This window comes from Rhizobium sp. GR12 (assembly GCF_036596185.1).
Taxonomy (GTDB): domain Bacteria; phylum Pseudomonadota; class Alphaproteobacteria; order Rhizobiales; family Rhizobiaceae; genus Agrobacterium; species Agrobacterium nepotum.
Map to the genome: position 1 here is coordinate 49,368 of NZ_JASXTH010000016.1, position 17,712 is coordinate 67,079.

Sequence of the window (17,712 nt, forward strand, 5' to 3'; positions counted from 1 at the left end):
AAAGATTCGTGGAACAACGACATGGCGGCATTTCATGAAGTGCGGTTTCCGCTGCGGCTGGCGCTCGGCACCAGCGGCGGGCCGGTGAGACGGACCGATATCGTCAACCTTTCCAACGGGCGGGAGAACCGCAATCAGCGCTGGAAGAATGCCAGACGCGCCTATGACGCCGGATCCGGCATCCGCTCCGTCGCCGATCTTTACGAGGTGCTTTCCTTTTTCGAGGCGCGTCGCGGCGAACTTTATGGCTTCCGTTTTCGCGATCCGGTAGATTTTAAATCCTGCCCGCCAGGCGCGACACCCGCCGCTACCGACCAGCGGATCGGCACCGGCGATGGCATGACTGCAAGTTTTCAGCTGTTGAAGACCTATGCCGATGCGGGCGGCGCCTTCACCCGTCGGCTGGAAAAGCCGGTCGAGGGTTCTGTCGTCGTTTCCATAGCAGGGGTGAAAGCCTCGGCAACGGATTTTTCGGTCGATCATTCAACCGGCATGGTGACGTTTCGCGCTGGGCAGGTGCCGCCTGCCGGCGTAGCCATCCGCGCCGGTTACGAATTCGACGTGCCGGTGCGGTTCGCGATCGATCGCATCGACATCAACCTGACTGCCTTCGAGGCGGGGCGTATTCCCTCCATTCCACTGATGGAAATCCTGCCATGAAGACCATTCCTCCCGCCCTTGCCGAACATCTGGAAGGCGACGCCACCACCACCTGCCATTGCTGGCAGGTGACGCTGAAGGACGGTGTGTTGATCGGCTTTACCGACCATGACGAGACCCTGTCCTTCGGCGGTACGGCCTACTTGGCCGCAAGCGGCTTTGGGGCGAGCGATGGCGACAGCGAGGTTGGGCTGGGCGCGAGTGCGGGCGAGGTGGCGGGCGGTTTTTCCAGCGAGGCGATTTCGGAAAACGATCTCGCTGCCGGGCGTTTCGATGGCGCGCAGGTGGCGCTGTTCCTCGTCAACTGGCAGGTGCCCGAACAGCATCTGTTGCTGAACATGCGGGAAATCGGCGAGGTGACACGGGCGGGCGGCGCATTTCGCGCCGAGCTGCGCAGCATCGCCCATCGCCTCGGCCAGCCGCAGGGCAGGGTTTATGGGCGGCGCTGCGATGCCGCACTTGGCGACAGGCGATGCGGCGTCGATCTCAAGCGATTTACCGGCGGCGGCAAGGTTACGGGCGTAGATACGGCGGGCAATCTGCTGGCGACAGGGCTTGAGGCTTTCACGGACGGTTTCTTCAGCCGGGGCAAGATGAGGTTCCTGAGCGGACGGCTCACCGGCAAGAGTTTCGATCTCGATGGGCACGAGAAGCGCGGTGGCGACACGCTTCTGTCCTTCTGGCTGGCCCCGGAACAGGCGCCGTCACCGGGTGACGTTTTCGAAGTCACGGCCGGATGCGACAAGAGCTTTGCGACCTGCAAGACGAAATTCGCCAATCATCTGAACTTTCGCGGCTTTCCGCATCTGCCGGGCGCGGACTTCGCCTATTCCTACGCCAGCGGCAGCCAGACCCATGATGGCAAGGCGTTGTTTCCATGAACGGGACTGGAGAAAGAGTGCTGGCGCTGGCGCAAGGCTGGATTGGCACACCCTACCGGCATCAGGCGTCATTGCAGGGCGTCGGCTGCGATTGCCTCGGCCTCGTCAGGGGCATCTGGCGCACGCTTTATGGCGAAGAGCCCGAACTGCCACCGCCCTATGCGCCTGATTGGGCGGAGCGCGGCGGCGAAGACCGGCTGATGGCGGCGGCGAAGCGCTATTTCGCGACCGTGCGCGACATGGACGAAGCGATGCCGGGCGACATCCTGCTGTTCCGCTGGCGGCGCGACGCGGCGGCGAAACATCTCGGCATCTTCGCCGGACAGCAACATTTCATCCACGCCTATGAACAGGCGGCGGTGGTGCGCTCCGCCCTCGTTCCGGGCTGGAAGCGGCGCATTGCCGGCGTCTTCCGTTTTCCCGATCCCTGATATTTTCCGAGGCGACCCATGGCGACCATTATCTTTCAGGCGGCGGGCGCAGCACTCGGCGGCGTTTTCGGCCCTCTAGGAGCCGTTATCGGCCGCGCGGCCGGTGCGCTGGCGGGCAATGCCGTCGACCGTGCGTTGCTTTCGAACGGACGGACCGTATCGGGCGCAAGGCTTTCGACGGCGCGGATTCCCGGTGCGGACGAGGGCGCCGCCATCAACCGGCTTTACGGCACGGCGAGGATCGGCGGCACGCTCATCTGGGCGACGCGCTTCGAGGAAAGCGTGGAGGTGGAACGCCGCGGCGGCAAGGGCAATCGCGGCCCGAAGGTGGAAACCTATCGATACTTCGCCAATCTTGCCGTCGGGCTATGCGAAGGCGAAGCGGCCATGGTGCGGCGCGTCTGGGCCGATGGGCGGGAACTGGACCTGACAGACATCGAGATGCGCTTTTATCCCGGCAGCGAAACCCAGCTGCCCGATCCGTTGATCGAGGCGAAACAGGGCGCGGGCAACGCGCCGGCTTTTCGGGGGCTGGCCTATGTCGTGTTCGAACGCCTGCCGCTCGACGGTTATGGCAATCGCATTCCGCTCATGCAGTTCGAGGTGGTGCGGCCGGTCGGAAGGCTGGAAAAAGCCATCCGTGCCATCACCATCATCCCCGGTGCGACGGAACACGGCTACGCCACGGCGCAGGTTTCCGAACGTACCGGCCTGGGTGAAAGCCGCATCATGAACCGCAACGGTCTTACGGCTTCGACCGACTGGCAGGCGGCCATCGACGAATTGCAGGCGCTTTGCCCCAACCTTCGCAATGTGGCCCTTGTGGTGAGCTGGTTCGGCACTGACATGCGGGCGGGCGAATGCCGCATTCTGCCGGGCGTGGAAGTGGCCGACCGCGACCGGGAAAGCGCCCCGTGGTCCGTCGCCGGCCTGTCACGTGGGGAGGCGCATCTGGTAAGCCACCACGATGGCGGACCGGCCTATGGCGGCACGCCGGATGATGCGAGCGTGGTGCAGGCGATAGCCGACCTCAAGGCGCGTGGGCTGAAGGTCTGCCTTTACCCCTTCGTGATGATGGATGTGCCGGCCAGCAACGGCCTGTCTGACCCCTATGGCAAAGGCGAGCAGGACGCCTATGGCTGGCGCGGGCGCATCACCTGTTTTCCGGCCCCCGGTAGGGCAGGTTCGCCCGACCGCAGCGAGGCAGCACGGGCGGAAATTTCCACCTTCTGCAACCGCGAAGAAGGATATCGCCGCATGGTGCTGCATTACGCGGCACTTGCGGCAAAGGCGGGCGGCGTTGACGCCTTCCTGATCGGTTCGGAGTTTCGCGGCCTGACAGGCCTGCGCGACCGCAACGATGCCTTTCCTTTCGTGGAGGAACTGGTGCGGCTGGCGGCGGATGTGCGCGCCATTGTCGGGCCGGAGACGAAACTGACCTATGGCGCGGACTGGAGCGAATATTTCGGCTACCAGCCGGCGGACGGTTCGGGCGACGTGTTCTTCAATCTCGATCCGCTGTGGGCAAGCCCCGATATCGACGCCATCGGCATCGACAATTACATGCCGCTTTCCGACTGGCGCGATGAGGACGTCGCAAACGGCAATCCTGATGGCATGAGCGGCCCGGACGATGCTGGCGTCTTCCGCCGTGCGATGACGGCAGGCGAAGGCTTCGACTGGTATTACGCCAGCGACGCGGATCGCGTGGCGCGGCGGCGCACGGCCATCACCGATGGGCTGAAGGGCAAGCCATGGGTGTTCCGTTACAAGGACATCGGAAACTGGTGGCTGAACGCCCACTACGAGCGGGTGAAGGGCGCAGAGAAAACCACACCGACCGCATGGGTTCCGGGATCGAAGCCGGTCTGGTTCACCGAACTCGGCTGCCCGGCGGTGGACAAGAGTGCGACGCGCCCGAATGTCTTTCCCGATCCGAAATCGGCGGAAAACGCCTTTCCCTATTTTTCCCGCAGGGGCCGCGCCGACAGCCAGCAGCGGCGGTTTCTGGAAGCACATCTTGAGCATTGGACGGGCGAAGACGATGCCGCGATGGTGGACAGAAACCGGGTTTACCTGTGGACCTGGGATGCGCGGCCTTTTCCGGCCTTTCCGCAGAATGGAGCGGCCTGGAGCGACGGCGCAAACTGGCGCACCGGCCATTGGCTGAACGGGAGGCTCGGAACCGCGACGCTTGCGGATACGATTGCGGCAATCCTCACCGATCACGGCTTTTCCGGTTTCGACGTCTCCGCCGTCAGCGGCGACCTGACCGGTTATGTGCAGGGCGACGTCACCTCCGCCCGCAACCTGCTGGAACCGTTGATGGCCGCGTTTCAGGTGGATGCCACTGAAGATGGCGGAACCCTGCGCTTCCGTTCCCGCAACTCGGCGGTGCTGCCCGTTCGTGACGTGGCCTTGGTCGCCGATCTGGAGGACGAGCCGTTGTGGTCGGAAAATCGCGGCCATGACAGCGATTTCGCTGCTGAAGCCGTGCTGACCTCCTTCAATCCCGCGCTTGATTACGAGCAGGCCAGCGTGCGTTCGCGTCGCATCGATGATGCCGGCAGCCGGGTGATGCGGCTCGATCTCAACGCTGCCCTCTCGGCGGAAACGGCGGAAGCGGCGGCTGAGGCCCTGTTGCGCGACAACCGGCAGGCGCGGCGCAGCTTGCGCTTTGCCCTGCCGCCTGGAGATATCGCTCTGGAACCCGGCGATTGCATCCGCCTTCCGCAAGGCGTTTTTGCGGAAGCTCCGGCAGGACGGTTTCTGGTCAGCCGGATCGAAGACGGCAATGTGCGTCAGGTGGAAGCGCGCGCCTTTTCCGCTGGCCTCTCCGTTTTCGCAGGCGCTGCGGACGAACGGCGCACGGGTGGTGGAACCGGTACGGAAGGTTTTGCCCCGGAGGTGCTGTTTCTCGACCTGCCGCGCCATGACGGCGCCGCGCCGGAAGATTCGGCGCGGATCGCAGTTTTTGCGAGGCCCTGGCGGCCGGTTCTCGTCTCCGCTTCGCCGGGTGCGGAAGGCTATCGCCAACGCGCCGTGTTCGACCGGCCCGCGATGATCGGTGCGCTGACGATGCCTCTGACGCCCGGTCCGTCCGGCCGTTTCGACCGCAAAAACACCATCCTGATCGATCTGCCCTCCGGCGAGCTTTCCTCGGCTGAGGAACTTTCGGTGCTGAACGGTGAGAACCGCATCGCGGTCAGGGCCGCAAACGGTGTCTGGGAGATCGTCGCTTTTGCGCGGGCCGAGGAAATCGCGCCCTCTCGCTGGCGGCTTTCCGCCCTGCTGCGTGGGCTTGGCTGCACGGAAGACGCGCTTGCCGCAGGCGCGGCCATCGGCAGCGCGGTCGTGGTGCTGGATGCGGCGGTGCAGCCGCTCGGCCTTGCCGCGAGCGACTGCGGACGTCGCCTGAACTGGATCGCTGAAGTCGCGGGAAAGGCGGGCGCTCCCGCCGGGCCTTTCGCCTTCGAGGGTGGCATGCGGGCGCAGACGCCGCTTGCGCCGGCGCATCTTTCCGGCGAGCGACGCAGGGACGGCGTTCTGCTGCGCTGGATGCGCCGGGGCCGGGTGGACGCCGATGGCTGGGACGCCACGGAGATACCACTGGACGAGCCTTTCGAGCGTTACCGCGTGGAGGTGCTGGACGGCGAGGCAGTACGACGCACGGCGGAGGTCTCCGAACCCTTATGGTTGTACCCCGCCACGGATGAACTCACAGATTTCCCGGCATTGCGGGATCACATTTCCGTGCGTGTCCGCCAGCTCGGCCGCGCGGTGCCCTCGGGAGTGGCGGCGCAAGCCCTTCTCCCGCTCTGACAACTGCCTGAAAAACAACGCAAAGGACGAGATTATGGACACTACCAAGCCATGGTATCAATCGCGCACGATCTGGGGGGCGCTGATTGCGGTTTTCGCGCCGCTTTTCAGCATCGCCGGTCTTAACCTGCCCGCAGGCCTGCAGGGCGAGCTGGCGGAGGGGCTGGTGACGGTGGCGGGCGGAATTGGCGGCCTGATCGCGCTTTACGGCCGCCTTTCGGCAACCCGCGCCATCCGCTGACAACGTTTGCGCCCATGCCGTCCCCACCGTGCGCCGTCGCGGCGGGGGCGGCATTCATTTGCCATTCAGACGCTTTGCGCTACAACTTCGGTCACAATACGGTTCGAGACGCACCCGATTTATCTGGAAGATTTGTGCAATGGCATCACCTCTCATCATCGCGACGCTTGCAGCCGGGCTTTCCGGTTTCACGGCGCCCGAGGCTGATTTGCAGGGCCATTACATTCTGGCTGCGAGCGACTGCGGCGCAGCCGTCTCCCGTGTGGTGCGCGAAACCGGCGGCCAGCTTCTTTCGGTCTATCCCTCCGGCGACGGTCAGTCCTGTGTCGTCACCGTTCTCGTCCAGGGTAATGGCGAGCGCCCGCGCAAGGTGACGATGCGCGTGCCGATGTAGCCTTGCCCGCATCGCCGAAATATCGGAAAACGATCCGAGAGACTTAGCATGACCGGCAACGCGCGCGCGGGCCGGGACACAGGAAAGGGCGGACAATGCGTATTCTCGTGGTTGAGGATGATGCCAATCTCAATCGTCAGCTGACCGATGCGCTGAAAGAAGCCGGTTATGTTGTCGATCAGGCATTCGACGGCGAGGAAGGGCATTATCTCGGCGATACCGAGCCCTATGACGCGATCGTTCTCGATATCGGCCTGCCGCAGATGGACGGCATCACCGTCGTCGAGAAATGGCGCGCCGCAGGCAAGGCCATGCCGGTCCTCATTCTCACTGCCCGCGATCGCTGGAGCGACAAGGTGGCGGGCATCGATGCCGGTGCCGACGATTACGTGACCAAGCCCTTCCATGTCGAAGAGGTCCTCGCCCGTGTGCGCGCGCTCATCCGCCGCGCCGCCGGCCATGCCTCCTCCGAACTCGTCTGCGGTCCGGTCAAGCTCGACACCAAATCCTCCAAGGCGACCGTCAACGGCGTGACGCTGAAGCTCACCTCGCACGAGTTCCGCCTGCTCTCCTATCTCATGCATCACATGGGCGAGGTCGTCTCGCGCACGGAGCTGGTCGAACATATGTACGATCAGGATTTCGATAGGGATTCCAACACGATCGAGGTGTTTGTCGGACGTTTGCGCAAGAAGCTCGGGGTTGATCTGATCGAGACGATCCGTGGTCTCGGTTACCGGATGCAAGCGCCGGCAGATGCGAAGTAACTCTCTTACCGCCCGCGTTCTGCTGCTCGCCTCTGCCTGGTCGGCGCTGGCGCTGGTGGTGATCGCTGTTGTGATTTCGACGCTCTACCGGCAGGGCGTGGAGCGTAGCTTCACCGATCTCCTGCGCGCCCAGCTCTATAACGTCATCAATTCCGTGACGATTTCCAACGAGAACACGCTGGCGGGCAGTCCGCAGCTCGGCGATCTCAGGTTCTCGCAGCCCGATACCGGCTGGTACTGGGTGGTGGAGCCGCTCGGCAACTTCCAGACCGCGCCGCTGGTCTCCTCTTCGCTCGGCGTCTCGTCCCTGCCGGTGCCGAGCATCATCGATGCGCCTTTCGATAACCGCTATGAGCGGTTTTATGCCGTCACCGATGAGGCGGGCAATAAGGTGCGCGTGGCCGAAACGGAAGTCGTGCTTGATGGTGAGGGTCGTGCGGCGCGGTTTCGCGTCTCCGGCAATCTGAATGTCGTTGAAGACGATGTGCGCGATTTTTCCAACAGCCTTTATCTGGCGCTCGCCGTCTTCGGCGTCGGCAGTCTGGTCGTCAACGGTCTCGCCATTCTCTACAGTCTGCGGCCGCTCGATCAGGCCCGCGTGGCGCTCGGCAAGATCAGGGGCGGGGAGGCGGAAAGCCTCGAAGGTGATTTCCCGCGCGAAATCCAGCCGCTGGCGAACGAGGTCAACGCGCTGATCGACAGCAACCGGCGGCTTGTGGAGCGCGCCCGCATGCAGGTCGGCAATCTCGCGCATTCGCTGAAAACGCCGATTGCCGTGCTTCTGAACGAGGCCCGCACGCTGGAGCCGCAGCATGGCGATCTGGTGCGTGCGCAGGCCGACGCCATGCAGGCGCAGGTGCAGTCCTATCTTTCCCGCGCCCGCATCGCCGCCCAGCGCGGCTCGATCCTTGCCCGAGTGGAAGCGGAGCCGGCGCTGGAACGGCTGGTGCGCGTGATGCGCCGCCTGAACCCGGACAAGCAGTTCGTGCTGAATTTCGAACAACCCGGCACCGTGCTTGGCATGGAGCAGCAGGATCTGGAGGAGGTCGTCGGCAACCTTCTGGAAAATGCCGCGCGTTTTGCCGAGACGAGAGTGGTCGTCACGCTTACCGCCGGCACACACCCGTCCTCCGATGCTGAAATCGCGCGCCGTTCCTGGGTGGAGCTGACTGTCGAGGATGATGGGCCGGGGCTGGAGCCGGAACAGATCAGCGAAGCGATGAAGCGCGGCAGGCGGCTGGATGAGAGCCGACCGGGAACGGGCCTCGGATTGTCGATCGTTTCCGAGGTGGTGTCTGAATACCATGGCCGTTTTTCCCTCTCGCGCAGCGGGATAGGTGGGCTGAAAGCCGATCTGATTTTGCCCGGCCTCTCGAAAGAGCTTGCGTGAGCCACGAAAAAAGGCAAGAAATTCAATGCCGGTATATTAGGTGCAATGCGGTAGCGGAAAGAGGACAGGGTTTGGTTGACGTGTATGATGGCTGTCGCTCCGTGACGATGCGTTCGCTGGTGTCACGCCCGGCACTTCTCTCGATCCTGTGCGTTTCGATGCTGAGCGCCTGCACCACCACGGGCACCCGCCCGGCGGGCGGTGGCAGCCTGTTTGGCCGCTCGGCGCAGCCTTCGACACCGTTCCTTGCCAATCTGCAGGGCGGCATTGTCGGGCGAAGCGGCGTGCAACTTGACAGGGGCGACCAGACCAAGGCGCTCGAGGCGGAATATAAGGCGCTGGAAACGTCCCCGGTCGGCACGCCGGTCTCATGGACCGGCGACGATGCCAGCGGGCAGGTGGTCGCCAACGCGCCCTATCAGGTCGGCAACCAGAATTGCCGGCAATATTCCCACACCCTGACCGTCGATGAAAAGGAAACCCGGGTGCGCGGTGCGGCCTGCCGCAATGCCGATGGCAGCTGGTCTCCTTTGACGTAAATCAAGGTCGCGGATTTTCCACAATGACAGGAAGGGGCATCGCGGTGCAGCCGGAACATGCCGGGCGGTGCGGCGTGATGTCTCAAATTCACGTCATCTCCGTGCTTCATGTTTCCATGTGCCGTGCATTCGAGTAATTGAGCCTTATGTTCTGGATTGTCGTTGCGATACTGACGGCGGCTGTCGCCATCGTCCTGATGTACCCGCTGATGCGGAAGACCGAGGTGTCGCAGACGCGGCGCGACGGCGAAGTTGCCGTCTATCGCGACCAGCTTGCCGAACTCGACCGTGAACGCGCGGCCGGCCTGATCGGCGAAACCGAGGCCGAATATGCCCGCGCCGAAATTGGCCGCCGGCTGCTTGCCGCCGCCGATGCCGGGCAAGGTGCTGAAAGCAGCGCCCGGCCGCTTGGGCACAATCTCGCCGTAACCCTGATCACCGTTCTGCTGCCGGCACTCGGCCTCTGTCTTTACGTCTGGAAGGGAAGTCCGGAGGTGCCGGACATGCCGCTGGAAGCACGTCTTGAAAACCCCGGCAACGACATGAACCTTCTCGTCGCCCGGGCCGAAAGGCATCTGGCGCAGAACCCGGATGACGGCGCTGGCTGGGATATCCTCGCGCCGATCTATTTCAAGACGATGCGGCTTGGCGATGCCGAGCTTGCCTATCGCAATGCGCTTCGGCTCGACGGACCAAACCCGGAACGACTGACGGGACTTGGCGAAACGCTGGTGGCGGGCAATGACGGCATCGTCATCGAAGCCGCGCGCAAGGCCTTTGCCGAAGCCGAGCGGTTGAAGCCCGGCAACCCGCGCGCCCGATTTTATCTGGCGCTTTCGCTGGAGCAGGCGGGTAAGGCCGAAGAAGCGCGCGCGGCCTTTGCGGCGCTGGCGGCGGATGCGCCCGCCGGTGCGCCATGGTTGCCGCTGGTGCGTGAACATATCGCCAGAACCGGCGGTAAGGCAGCGCCCACAGCACCCGGCCCGACCGCAGACGATGTGGCGGCGGCGAAAGACATGACGCCCGCCGATCGGCAGGCAATGATCGAGGGCATGGTGGCGAGCCTCGACGCCAAGCTGAAAGAAGACCCCGCTGATCTCGAGGGCTGGATGCGTCTCATGCGCGCCTATTCCGTCTTGAAGAACGAAGCGAAGGCGGGTGCGGCATTGAGAGCCGGCCTGCAGGCTTTTCCGCCCGAGGGCGAGCAGGGCAGACAGCTTCTGGCGCTGGCAAAGGAATTGGGCGTTTCGGCCGGACCGGTCAGGGGGAGCGCTCCGCCGAATGCGGCGCCGCAGGGAGTGACGCAATGACCCGCAAACAGAAACGGCTGGCGATCATCGGCGGCGGCATGAGCTTCATCGTCGCGGCGGTGTTACTCGTCATGTTCGCCTTCGGCCAGTCCATCGCCTATTTCTACATGCCGGCCGATCTGGAGAAGACGCCGGTCAATCCCGGCACCCGCATCCGCCTTGGCGGGCTGGTGGCGGAAGGCTCCGTCAAGCGCGGCGAGGGCCGCACGGTAAGCTTCACCGTGACCGACGGCGAAGCAAACGTACCGGTCAGCTATACCGGCATCCTGCCCGATCTCTTCCGCGAGGGGCAGGGCGTGGTGACGGAAGGCGTTTTCGATGCCGCGACCCGCGGTTTTGTGGCTGACAGCGTTCTGGCCAAACACGACGAGAACTATATGCCGAAGGAAGTGGCCGACCGGCTGAAGGACAAGGGCCTGTGGCAGCAAACCGAGGGGGGCGGACAGCCTTCCGGCGTTTCCACAGACGGGGCTTCGGCCGACAAGACCGGAGCGACGCGATGATCAACGAGATCGGCCACTATGTTCTGGTTCTGGCGCTCGCCGTGGGGCTGATCGTCTCGACGCTGCCGGTGATCGGTGCACGCCGCAACGACCGCGCGTTGATGGATATCGCCTCGATCGGCTCCATCATGATGTTCCTGCTGGTGGCCTTGTCCTTCGCGGCGTTGACGCGGGCTTACGCCGTCTCGGATTTCTCCGTCCGTAATGTTTGGGAAAACTCCCATTCGCTGATGCCGATGCTCTACAAGCTGACCGGCGTATGGGGCAACCACGAAGGCTCCATGTTGCTGTGGCTGCTGATCCTGGTGTTTTTCAGCATGCTCGTCGCCGTCTTCGGTCGCAACCTGCCGGAAACGCTCAAAGCCAATGTGCTCTCCGTGCAGGCTTGGATTTCCGTCGCTTTCCTGCTGTTCATCCTGCTCACCTCCAATCCGTTCATGCGTCTGGAGCGGGTGCCGGCCGAAGGGCAGGACCTGAACCCGATCCTTCAGGATTTCGGTCTCGCCATCCATCCGCCGCTGCTCTATCTCGGTTATGTCGGCTTTTCCGTCTGTTTTTCCTTCGCCGTCGCAGCACTTCTGGAAGGTCGGATCGATGCGGCATGGGCGCGCTGGGTAAGGCCGTGGACGCTGGCAGCATGGACCTTCCTGACGGCGGGCATCTCCATGGGGTCCTATTGGGCCTATTACGAACTCGGCTGGGGCGGCTGGTGGTTCTGGGACCCGGTGGAAAACGCCTCCTTCATGCCATGGCTTGCGGGCACGGCGCTGCTGCATTCGGCGCTCGTCATGGAAAAGCGCGAGGCGCTTAAAATCTGGACCGTGCTTCTGGCGATCATGACGTTTTCGCTGTCGCTGCTCGGCACCTTCCTCGTGCGCTCCGGCGTTCTGACCTCCGTGCACGCCTTCGCCACCGATCCGAGCCGTGGCATCTTCATCCTCTGCATTCTGACGCTTTTCATCGGCGGAGCCTTTGCGCTCTTCGCGTGGCGCGCGCCGACATTGAAGGTGGGCGGGTTGTTTGCGCCGATCTCGCGCGAAGGCGCGCTCGTCCTCAACAACCTGATCCTGACGGTATCGACCGCGACCGTGCTGATCGGCACGCTTTACCCGCTCATTCTCGAAACGCTGACGGGTGAAAAAATCTCGGTCGGTGCGCCGTTCTTCAACCTCACCTTCGGCCTCCTGATGATCCCGATCCTGATCGTCACGCCCTTTGGGCCGATGCTGGCCTGGAAACGCGGCGATCTTCTCGGGGCGTTCCAGCGGCTTTATGTGGCGGCGGCCGTTGCAGCCCTTGCCGGGCTGACGCTGTGGTATGTGGAAAACGGTGGTCCGGTGCTGGCGGCACTCGGCATTGCCGCCGGCTTCTGGCTGATCTTCGGGGCGTTCGCCGATCTCTGGTATCGCGCCAACTTCGGCAAGCTGGCCTTTGGCATTGCGTTCCGCCGCCTCAAGGGCCTGCCGCGCTCGGCTTTCGGTGCCGCGCTTGCCCATATGGGGCTTGGCATCACCGTGCTCGGCATCGTCACCGTCACCACCTTCGAGACCGAAACGGTTCTGGAAATGAAGCAGGGCATGGTGGCGGAAGCGGGCGGTTATAGCCTCACCTTCGACGGCATCCGCCATGCCGTCGGCCCGAACTTCACCGAGGATCGCGGCCATTTCACCGTGCGCAAGGCGGGCGTGGAGGTGGCCGACGTCTGGTCTTCCAAGCGGCTCTACACCGCACGCCGCATGCCGACGACGGAAGCGGGCATCGTGACCTTCGGCCTCAGCCAGCTCTATGTCTCGCTCGGCGATCCCATGGCCGATGGCGGCATGGTGGTGCGCATCTGGTGGAAACCCTTCATCCTCTGCATCTGGGGCGGCACGCTCTTCATGATGGCAGGCGGCTTCATCTCGCTCTCCGACAGACGGTTGCGGGTGGGCGCGCCGAACCGCAAGGCGAAGCCGGTAAAAGCGGCCGCGATGCCGGAGGCGGCGGAATGAGTGCGGCCTTCCTACCCTCATTCATGTGCCTGTCACAGGAATCCAGTCGACGCGCGTCTGCGCGGCGAAAGACCCCTTTCAGCCCAAGGACTTGGGCTGGCTGGATTCCTGTGACGAGCACAGGAATGAGGGAGGGTGTGGTGAGGCTAACTCTTCTTCTCACCCTCATATTCGCCGCGTTTCCCGCCTCGGCCTTCAATCCCGACGAGGTGCTGAAGGACCCTGTGCTCGAACAGCGGGCGAGGAACCTCACCTCGCAACTGCGCTGCATGGTCTGTCAGAACCAGTCGATCGACGACAGCAATGCCGAACTGGCGCGCGATCTGCGCGTCCTGGTGCGCGACAGGCTGGTTGAGGGCGACAGTGACAGGGCCGTGATCGATTACGTCGTGTCGCGCTACGGCGAGTTCGTGCTGCTGAAACCGCGCCTCAGCCTTCGCACCGTGCTTTTGTGGGGCGCGCCCATCGGTCTCACCCTTGCGGGAATTTTTGCCGTGTTTATCTTTTCGCGCCGCCGGGCAACGCAGGAGCGGCCGCAAAAGCTGAGCGCGGACGAAGAAGAGCGAATTCGCAATCTCATTGAAAAATAATCGATTTCCATGTCTGTCCTCGGTTCTTTTTCAACATTACGGATTTTTCATTCGTCAGACACTTCGCTGTAAGGTGTCACCTCCTATATCTTTCTCATCCACCGCTTCTCCCCGGTAAAACGGGCTCCAGTCTGAATGAAGAAAGAAGGTACACCATGTCTCACTCGCAAAACGGACGTTCCTCGCTGAAGACGGTTCTGAAGGCGACGACCGTTGGCGGTCTTGCCGCGCTGATGCTTTCGACCGGCATCGCCGCACCGATCACCCATTTGTTTGCCGCGCCCGTCGAAGTGACCGCGCCGCAGGTTCCGAGCTTCGCCAATGTGGTCGACGCGGTTTCGCCCGCCGTCGTCTCCGTTCGCGTCCAGTCGAACGTGCAGCCCGCTTCCGATGACGCCAGCAACTTCTCCTTCAACTTCGGTGGCCGTGGTCTCGATCAGCTGCCGGACGACCATCCGCTGAAGCGCTTCTTCAAGGAATTCGGCGGCCCCAACCAGGATCGCTCCGACCGTGGCCCGAACCGCCATCGTGATGGCAAGGGTCCGCTGCGTCCGGTCGCTCAGGGGTCCGGTTTCTTCATCTCCGAAGACGGTTATGTGGTGACCAACAATCACGTGGTCGATGACGGTTCCGCCTATACGGTCGTGATGAATGACGGCACCGAACTCGAAGCAAAGCTCGTCGGCCGCGATCCGCGCACCGATCTGGCGCTGCTGAAGGTCGATGTGAACCGCAAGTTCACCTATGTGCAGTTTGCCGATGACAGCAAGATCCGCGTCGGTGACTGGGTCGTCGCCGTCGGCAACCCCTTCGGCCTTGGCGGCACGGTTACCTCCGGTATCATCTCGGCCCGTGGCCGCGATATCGGCTCCGGCCCCTATGACGATTACCTTCAGATCGACGCCGCCGTGAACCGCGGTAACTCCGGCGGTCCCGCCTTCAACCTCAACGGTGAAGTGGTCGGCATCAACACCGCGATCTTCTCGCCCTCCGGCGGCAACGTCGGCATCGCCTTCGCCATTCCGGCATCGGTGGCCAAGGACGTGATCGCCGACCTGCAGAAGGACGGCAAGGTCGAACGCGGCTGGCTCGGCGTGCAGATCCAGCCCGTCAGCAAGGACATTGCCGAATCGCTCGGTCTTGCCGAAGCGAGCGGTGCGCTCGTCGTCTCGCCGCAGTCCGGCTCGCCGGGCGACAAGGCCGGTATCAAGCAGGGTGACATCATCACCGCCGTCAACGGCGAGCCTGTCAAGGATGCCCGTGACCTGTCGCGTCGCATCGGCGGCATGGCCCCCAATGCCAAGGTTGAAATCTCGCTCTGGCGCGGTGGCAAGTCGCAGTCGGTGACGGTAACGCTCGGTGATCTCGCAAGCGACGACGCCTCCAAGGCGACGCCGGGCCAGAACAACGACAGCGGCAGCCAGTCCTCCAGCGAGAAGGTGCTGTCCAGCCTCGGCCTGACGGTTTCTCCCGCCGATGACGGCAACGGCCTTGCCATCACCGACGTCGACCCGGACAGTGACGCTGCTGCCCGTGGCCTGAAGACGGGTGAAAAGATCACCTCCGTCAACAACCAGCAGGTGGCTTCCGCCGCCGAGATCGAGAAAATTCTCGAACAGGCCAAGAAGGACGGACGCTCCAAGGCGCTGTTCCAGATCCAGACGGACAATGGCAGCCGCTTTGTCGCTCTCGATATCGACCAGAGCTAAGAATGTGAAATGCGATGCCGGTTTCTCTTGCGAGGCCGGCATCGTATCCCGCTCTTGAGATGGGGCGGTTGAGTATGGCAGGGCGTTGCCGGCCATTTCTTCTCCCCGCCGGGGAGAAGATGCCCCAAAGGGGCAGATGAGGGGGCAACCCCTCGGTCTATCGCTAACGTCGCCCCCTCATCCCGCTGCCGCGACCTTCTCCCCGGCGGGGAGAAGAAACAAGCGGAAACCACCCGTCCATATGCGGATCGCCCCGTCTCAAGGCCGGGAGACGCTAGAGATCAGGTCTTCGGAGGAAATCTCATGGAAAACAAGGTTCAGGAAATGTCTGTCGCATCTGTTTCCGGTTGTGCGGAAAAGGGCGAGGGCGCTATGGTCCCGCACATGAAGATTCTTGTTATTGAAGACGATCTCGAGGCTGCGGCCTATATGACCAAGGCGTTCCGGGAGGTTGGTATCGTCGCCGACCACGCGAGCGATGGTGAAAGCGGCCTGTTCATGGGCTGCGAGAATTCCTATGACGTGATGGTGATCGACCGCATGCTGCCGCGCCGCGACGGGCTTTCCGTCATCAGCGAGCTGCGCCGGCGCGGTATCGAGACGCCGGTCCTTATTCTTTCCGCGCTGGGGCAGGTGGATGACCGCGTGACGGGCCTGCGCGCCGGCGGTGATGATTATCTGCCGAAACCCTATGCCTTTTCCGAACTGCTCGCCCGCATCGAGGTGCTCGGCCGCCGCAAGGGCAAGCCCGAGCAGGATATGATCTACCGGGTCGGTGATCTCGAACTCGACCGGCTGTCGCACGATGTCCGTCGCGGCGGCAAGGAAATCCTGTTGCAGCCGCGCGAATTCCGACTGCTGGAATATCTCATGAAGAATGCCGGCCAGGTGGTGACGCGCACGATGCTTCTGGAAAACGTCTGGGATTATCATTTCGACCCGCAGACCAATGTGATCGACGTCCACGTGTCCCGCCTCCGCTCGAAGATCGAGAAGGACTTCGACAAGCCGCTTTTGAAGACCATTCGCGGCGCGGGCTACATGATGAAGGACGAGGGCTGATTGGCGAAAATGGCCCGCCTCAGAATATTGTTCCGGTCGACAGCGGTGCGCCTTTCGGCGCTGTATATCCTGCTATTTGCGCTCTGCGCCGCCTTTCTGGTCTTTTATGTCACCGCCCTTTCCGAACGGCTGCTGAACCAGCAGACGCGTGATGCGGTGCTGCAGGAAGTGTCGGACGTGCAGCGCATCTATAATCGCGGCGGCATCAACCCGCTTCTGCGGATGATGGAGCGCCGCGCCCGCCAGCCGGGGGCGAGCCTTTACATCATCGCCGGCCCGAATGGCGAAATCCTTGCCGGCAATGTCGCTTCCGTGCAGCCTGGCGTGTTCGACAAGGAGGGCTGGACGGGTTTCCCCTTCCGCTACGAGCGTTATTCCGAAAGCGGCGACAGCGTGCAGCATATGGCGACCGCCAATGTCTTCATGCTGGACAACGGCCTGCGTATCCTGATCGGCCGCGATCTCGGCGAGCCGACCAAGTTCCGGGCGCTGGTGCGCAACGCGCTGATGGTGGCGCTCGCCATCATGAGTGCCGGTGCGCTGCTGATCTGGTTCGGCATTGGCCGCAATGCCCTCAAACGCATCGACCGCATGTCGGCGGCGACAAAGAAAATCATGGCCGGCGATCTTTCGCAGCGCCTGCCGCAGGGCCGCTCCGGCGACGAATTCGACAGGTTATCCGGCTCGCTCAATGCCATGCTCGGCCGTATCGAGAAGCTGAACGAGGGCTTGCGGCAGGTCTCCGACAATATCGCCCATGACTTGAAAACGCCGTTGACCCGGCTGCGCAACAAGGCCGCCGCAGCACTGGACGATAATGACGAGACGAAACGGCGCGCGGCGCTCGAAGGCATCATCGCCGAATCCGACCAGCTTATCCGTACTTTCAACGCGCTATTGATGATTTCCCGCGTCGAGGCAGGCTCGATTGCCGCCGAGATGACCGATGTGGATATGTCGGCGATCGCCGCCGACAGCGCCGAGCTTTACGAACCGGTGGCCGAAGATGCCGGGTTGGCACTGGAGGCCGAGATCGAACCGGGCCTTTCGGTACAGGGCAACCGCGAACTGATCGGCCAGGCGCTTTCGAACCTCATCGACAACGCCATGAAATATGCCTGCGAGGGCGAAGGCGAAAAAAAACTCGTCGTGCGTCTGGCAAGACAGCCGGACGCCATCGTGCTTTCCGTCGCCGACAATGGCCCCGGCATCCCCGCCGACAAACGCGGCGAGGTGCTGAAACGTTTCGTGCGGCTGGATGAAAGCCGCTCGAAACCCGGCACGGGACTTGGCTTATCCCTGGTGGAAGCCGTGATGGAACTGCACGGCGGATCGCTCGTGCTGTCGGACACCGACGCATCGAACGCCGCCCGCCCGGGACTGACCGTTTCGATGGTCTTTCCCGAGAACGGTCGTTGAGGC

At 63.2% G+C, this 17,712-nt stretch carries 16 protein-coding genes; all 16 read left to right on the top strand.

The window, feature by feature from the left end; genetic code table 11:
* Positions 1 to 21 precede the first annotated feature (21 nt).
* The 16 genes from QSK43_RS23295 (at position 22) to QSK43_RS23370 (ending at position 17,709) form a co-directional block, all read left to right on the top strand.
* The gene (locus tag QSK43_RS23295) at positions 22 to 660 is read left to right on the top strand and encodes a TIGR02217 family protein (protein ID WP_332305465.1); all 639 of its coding nucleotides are present in this window, start codon (positions 22 to 24) and stop codon (positions 658 to 660) included.
* Entirely contained in the window at positions 657 to 1,541 is an 885-nt protein-coding gene (locus QSK43_RS23300) for a DUF2163 domain-containing protein (RefSeq protein WP_332305466.1), read from the top strand. The genes QSK43_RS23295 and QSK43_RS23300 overlap by 4 nt, the downstream gene beginning before the upstream one ends.
* Complete coding sequence (locus QSK43_RS23305; RefSeq protein WP_332305467.1) at positions 1,538 to 1,972, top strand: C40 family peptidase; 435 nt, start codon at positions 1,538 to 1,540, stop codon at positions 1,970 to 1,972. Before QSK43_RS23300 ends, QSK43_RS23305 begins: the two co-directional genes overlap by 4 nt.
* 18 nt (positions 1,973 to 1,990) lie before the next feature.
* Positions 1,991 to 5,794, top strand: coding sequence for a baseplate multidomain protein megatron (locus tag QSK43_RS23310; protein ID WP_332305468.1), 3,804 nt, complete (start codon positions 1,991 to 1,993; stop codon positions 5,792 to 5,794).
* Positions 5,795 to 5,828: 34 nt separating this feature from the next.
* A complete protein-coding gene (locus tag QSK43_RS23315) occupies positions 5,829 to 6,035 on the top strand; it encodes a hypothetical protein (RefSeq protein WP_045017109.1) in 207 nt (68 codons plus the stop codon).
* 139 nt (positions 6,036 to 6,174) lie between these two features.
* Entirely contained in the window at positions 6,175 to 6,429 is a 255-nt protein-coding gene (locus QSK43_RS23320) for a hypothetical protein (protein WP_045017107.1), read from the top strand.
* Positions 6,430 to 6,524: 95 nt separating this feature from the next.
* Positions 6,525 to 7,196: a response regulator transcription factor gene (locus QSK43_RS23325; RefSeq protein WP_003512135.1), complete on the top strand. Its 672-nt coding sequence runs from the start codon at positions 6,525 to 6,527 to the stop codon at positions 7,194 to 7,196.
* Positions 7,186 to 8,586 (top strand): HAMP domain-containing sensor histidine kinase, encoded by a 1,401-nt coding sequence (locus QSK43_RS23330; protein ID WP_332305469.1) that lies wholly within the window; start codon positions 7,186 to 7,188, stop codon positions 8,584 to 8,586. Before QSK43_RS23325 ends, QSK43_RS23330 begins: the two co-directional genes overlap by 11 nt.
* Positions 8,587 to 8,693: 107 nt before the next feature.
* Complete coding sequence (locus QSK43_RS23335; protein ID WP_332305514.1) at positions 8,694 to 9,125, top strand: hypothetical protein; 432 nt, start codon at positions 8,694 to 8,696, stop codon at positions 9,123 to 9,125.
* Between the two features lie 146 nt (positions 9,126 to 9,271).
* Positions 9,272 to 10,435, top strand: coding sequence for a c-type cytochrome biogenesis protein CcmI (ccmI, locus tag QSK43_RS23340; protein WP_332305515.1), 1,164 nt, complete (start codon positions 9,272 to 9,274; stop codon positions 10,433 to 10,435).
* The gene (gene ccmE / locus QSK43_RS23345; RefSeq protein WP_332305470.1) at positions 10,432 to 10,938 is read left to right on the top strand and encodes a cytochrome c maturation protein CcmE; all 507 of its coding nucleotides are present in this window, start codon (positions 10,432 to 10,434) and stop codon (positions 10,936 to 10,938) included. Before ccmI ends, ccmE begins: the two co-directional genes overlap by 4 nt.
* The gene (locus tag QSK43_RS23350; RefSeq protein WP_332305471.1) at positions 10,935 to 12,929 is read left to right on the top strand and encodes a heme lyase CcmF/NrfE family subunit; all 1,995 of its coding nucleotides are present in this window, start codon (positions 10,935 to 10,937) and stop codon (positions 12,927 to 12,929) included. Before ccmE ends, QSK43_RS23350 begins: the two co-directional genes overlap by 4 nt.
* Before the next feature lie 125 nt (positions 12,930 to 13,054).
* Positions 13,055 to 13,519, top strand: a complete 465-nt coding sequence (locus tag QSK43_RS23355; RefSeq protein ID WP_332305472.1) for a cytochrome c-type biogenesis protein — start codon at positions 13,055 to 13,057, stop codon at positions 13,517 to 13,519.
* A gap of 155 nt (positions 13,520 to 13,674) precedes the next feature.
* Positions 13,675 to 15,228, top strand: a complete 1,554-nt coding sequence (locus QSK43_RS23360; protein ID WP_045017094.1) for a Do family serine endopeptidase — start codon at positions 13,675 to 13,677, stop codon at positions 15,226 to 15,228.
* 303 nt (positions 15,229 to 15,531) lie between these two features.
* Entirely contained in the window at positions 15,532 to 16,290 is a 759-nt protein-coding gene (locus QSK43_RS23365; RefSeq protein ID WP_045017093.1) for a response regulator transcription factor, read from the top strand.
* A 9-nt stretch (positions 16,291 to 16,299) separates the two neighbouring features.
* Positions 16,300 to 17,709, top strand: a complete 1,410-nt coding sequence (locus tag QSK43_RS23370; protein WP_045017091.1) for a sensor histidine kinase — start codon at positions 16,300 to 16,302, stop codon at positions 17,707 to 17,709.
* Positions 17,710 to 17,712 lie beyond the last annotated feature (3 nt).

What these genes read in the sequence shown, in the direction of transcription:
- QSK43_RS23350 (WP_332305471.1), top strand. Translation starts at nt 10,935, where the DNA reads ATGATCAACGAGATCGGCCACTATGTTCTGGTTCTGGCGCTCGCCGTG.
- QSK43_RS23310 (WP_332305468.1), top strand. Translation starts at nt 1,991, where the DNA reads ATGGCGACCATTATCTTTCAGGCGGCGGGCGCAGCACTCGGCGGCGTT.
- QSK43_RS23320 (WP_045017107.1), top strand. Translation starts at nt 6,175, where the DNA reads ATGGCATCACCTCTCATCATCGCGACGCTTGCAGCCGGGCTTTCCGGT.
- ccmI (WP_332305515.1), top strand. Translation starts at nt 9,272, where the DNA reads ATGTTCTGGATTGTCGTTGCGATACTGACGGCGGCTGTCGCCATCGTC.
- QSK43_RS23305 (WP_332305467.1), top strand. Translation starts at nt 1,538, where the DNA reads ATGAACGGGACTGGAGAAAGAGTGCTGGCGCTGGCGCAAGGCTGGATT.
- ccmE (WP_332305470.1), top strand. Translation starts at nt 10,432, where the DNA reads ATGACCCGCAAACAGAAACGGCTGGCGATCATCGGCGGCGGCATGAGC.
- QSK43_RS23335 (WP_332305514.1), top strand. Translation starts at nt 8,694, where the DNA reads ATGCGTTCGCTGGTGTCACGCCCGGCACTTCTCTCGATCCTGTGCGTT.
- QSK43_RS23325 (WP_003512135.1), top strand. Translation starts at nt 6,525, where the DNA reads ATGCGTATTCTCGTGGTTGAGGATGATGCCAATCTCAATCGTCAGCTG.
- QSK43_RS23330 (WP_332305469.1), top strand. Translation starts at nt 7,186, where the DNA reads ATGCGAAGTAACTCTCTTACCGCCCGCGTTCTGCTGCTCGCCTCTGCC.
- QSK43_RS23370 (WP_045017091.1), top strand. Translation starts at nt 16,300, where the DNA reads ATGGCCCGCCTCAGAATATTGTTCCGGTCGACAGCGGTGCGCCTTTCG.
- QSK43_RS23300 (WP_332305466.1), top strand. Translation starts at nt 657, where the DNA reads ATGAAGACCATTCCTCCCGCCCTTGCCGAACATCTGGAAGGCGACGCC.
- QSK43_RS23315 (WP_045017109.1), top strand. Translation starts at nt 5,829, where the DNA reads ATGGACACTACCAAGCCATGGTATCAATCGCGCACGATCTGGGGGGCG.
- QSK43_RS23365 (WP_045017093.1), top strand. Translation starts at nt 15,532, where the DNA reads ATGGAAAACAAGGTTCAGGAAATGTCTGTCGCATCTGTTTCCGGTTGT.
- QSK43_RS23295 (WP_332305465.1), top strand. Translation starts at nt 22, where the DNA reads ATGGCGGCATTTCATGAAGTGCGGTTTCCGCTGCGGCTGGCGCTCGGC.
- QSK43_RS23360 (WP_045017094.1), top strand. Translation starts at nt 13,675, where the DNA reads ATGTCTCACTCGCAAAACGGACGTTCCTCGCTGAAGACGGTTCTGAAG.
- QSK43_RS23355 (WP_332305472.1), top strand. Translation starts at nt 13,055, where the DNA reads ATGAGGGAGGGTGTGGTGAGGCTAACTCTTCTTCTCACCCTCATATTC.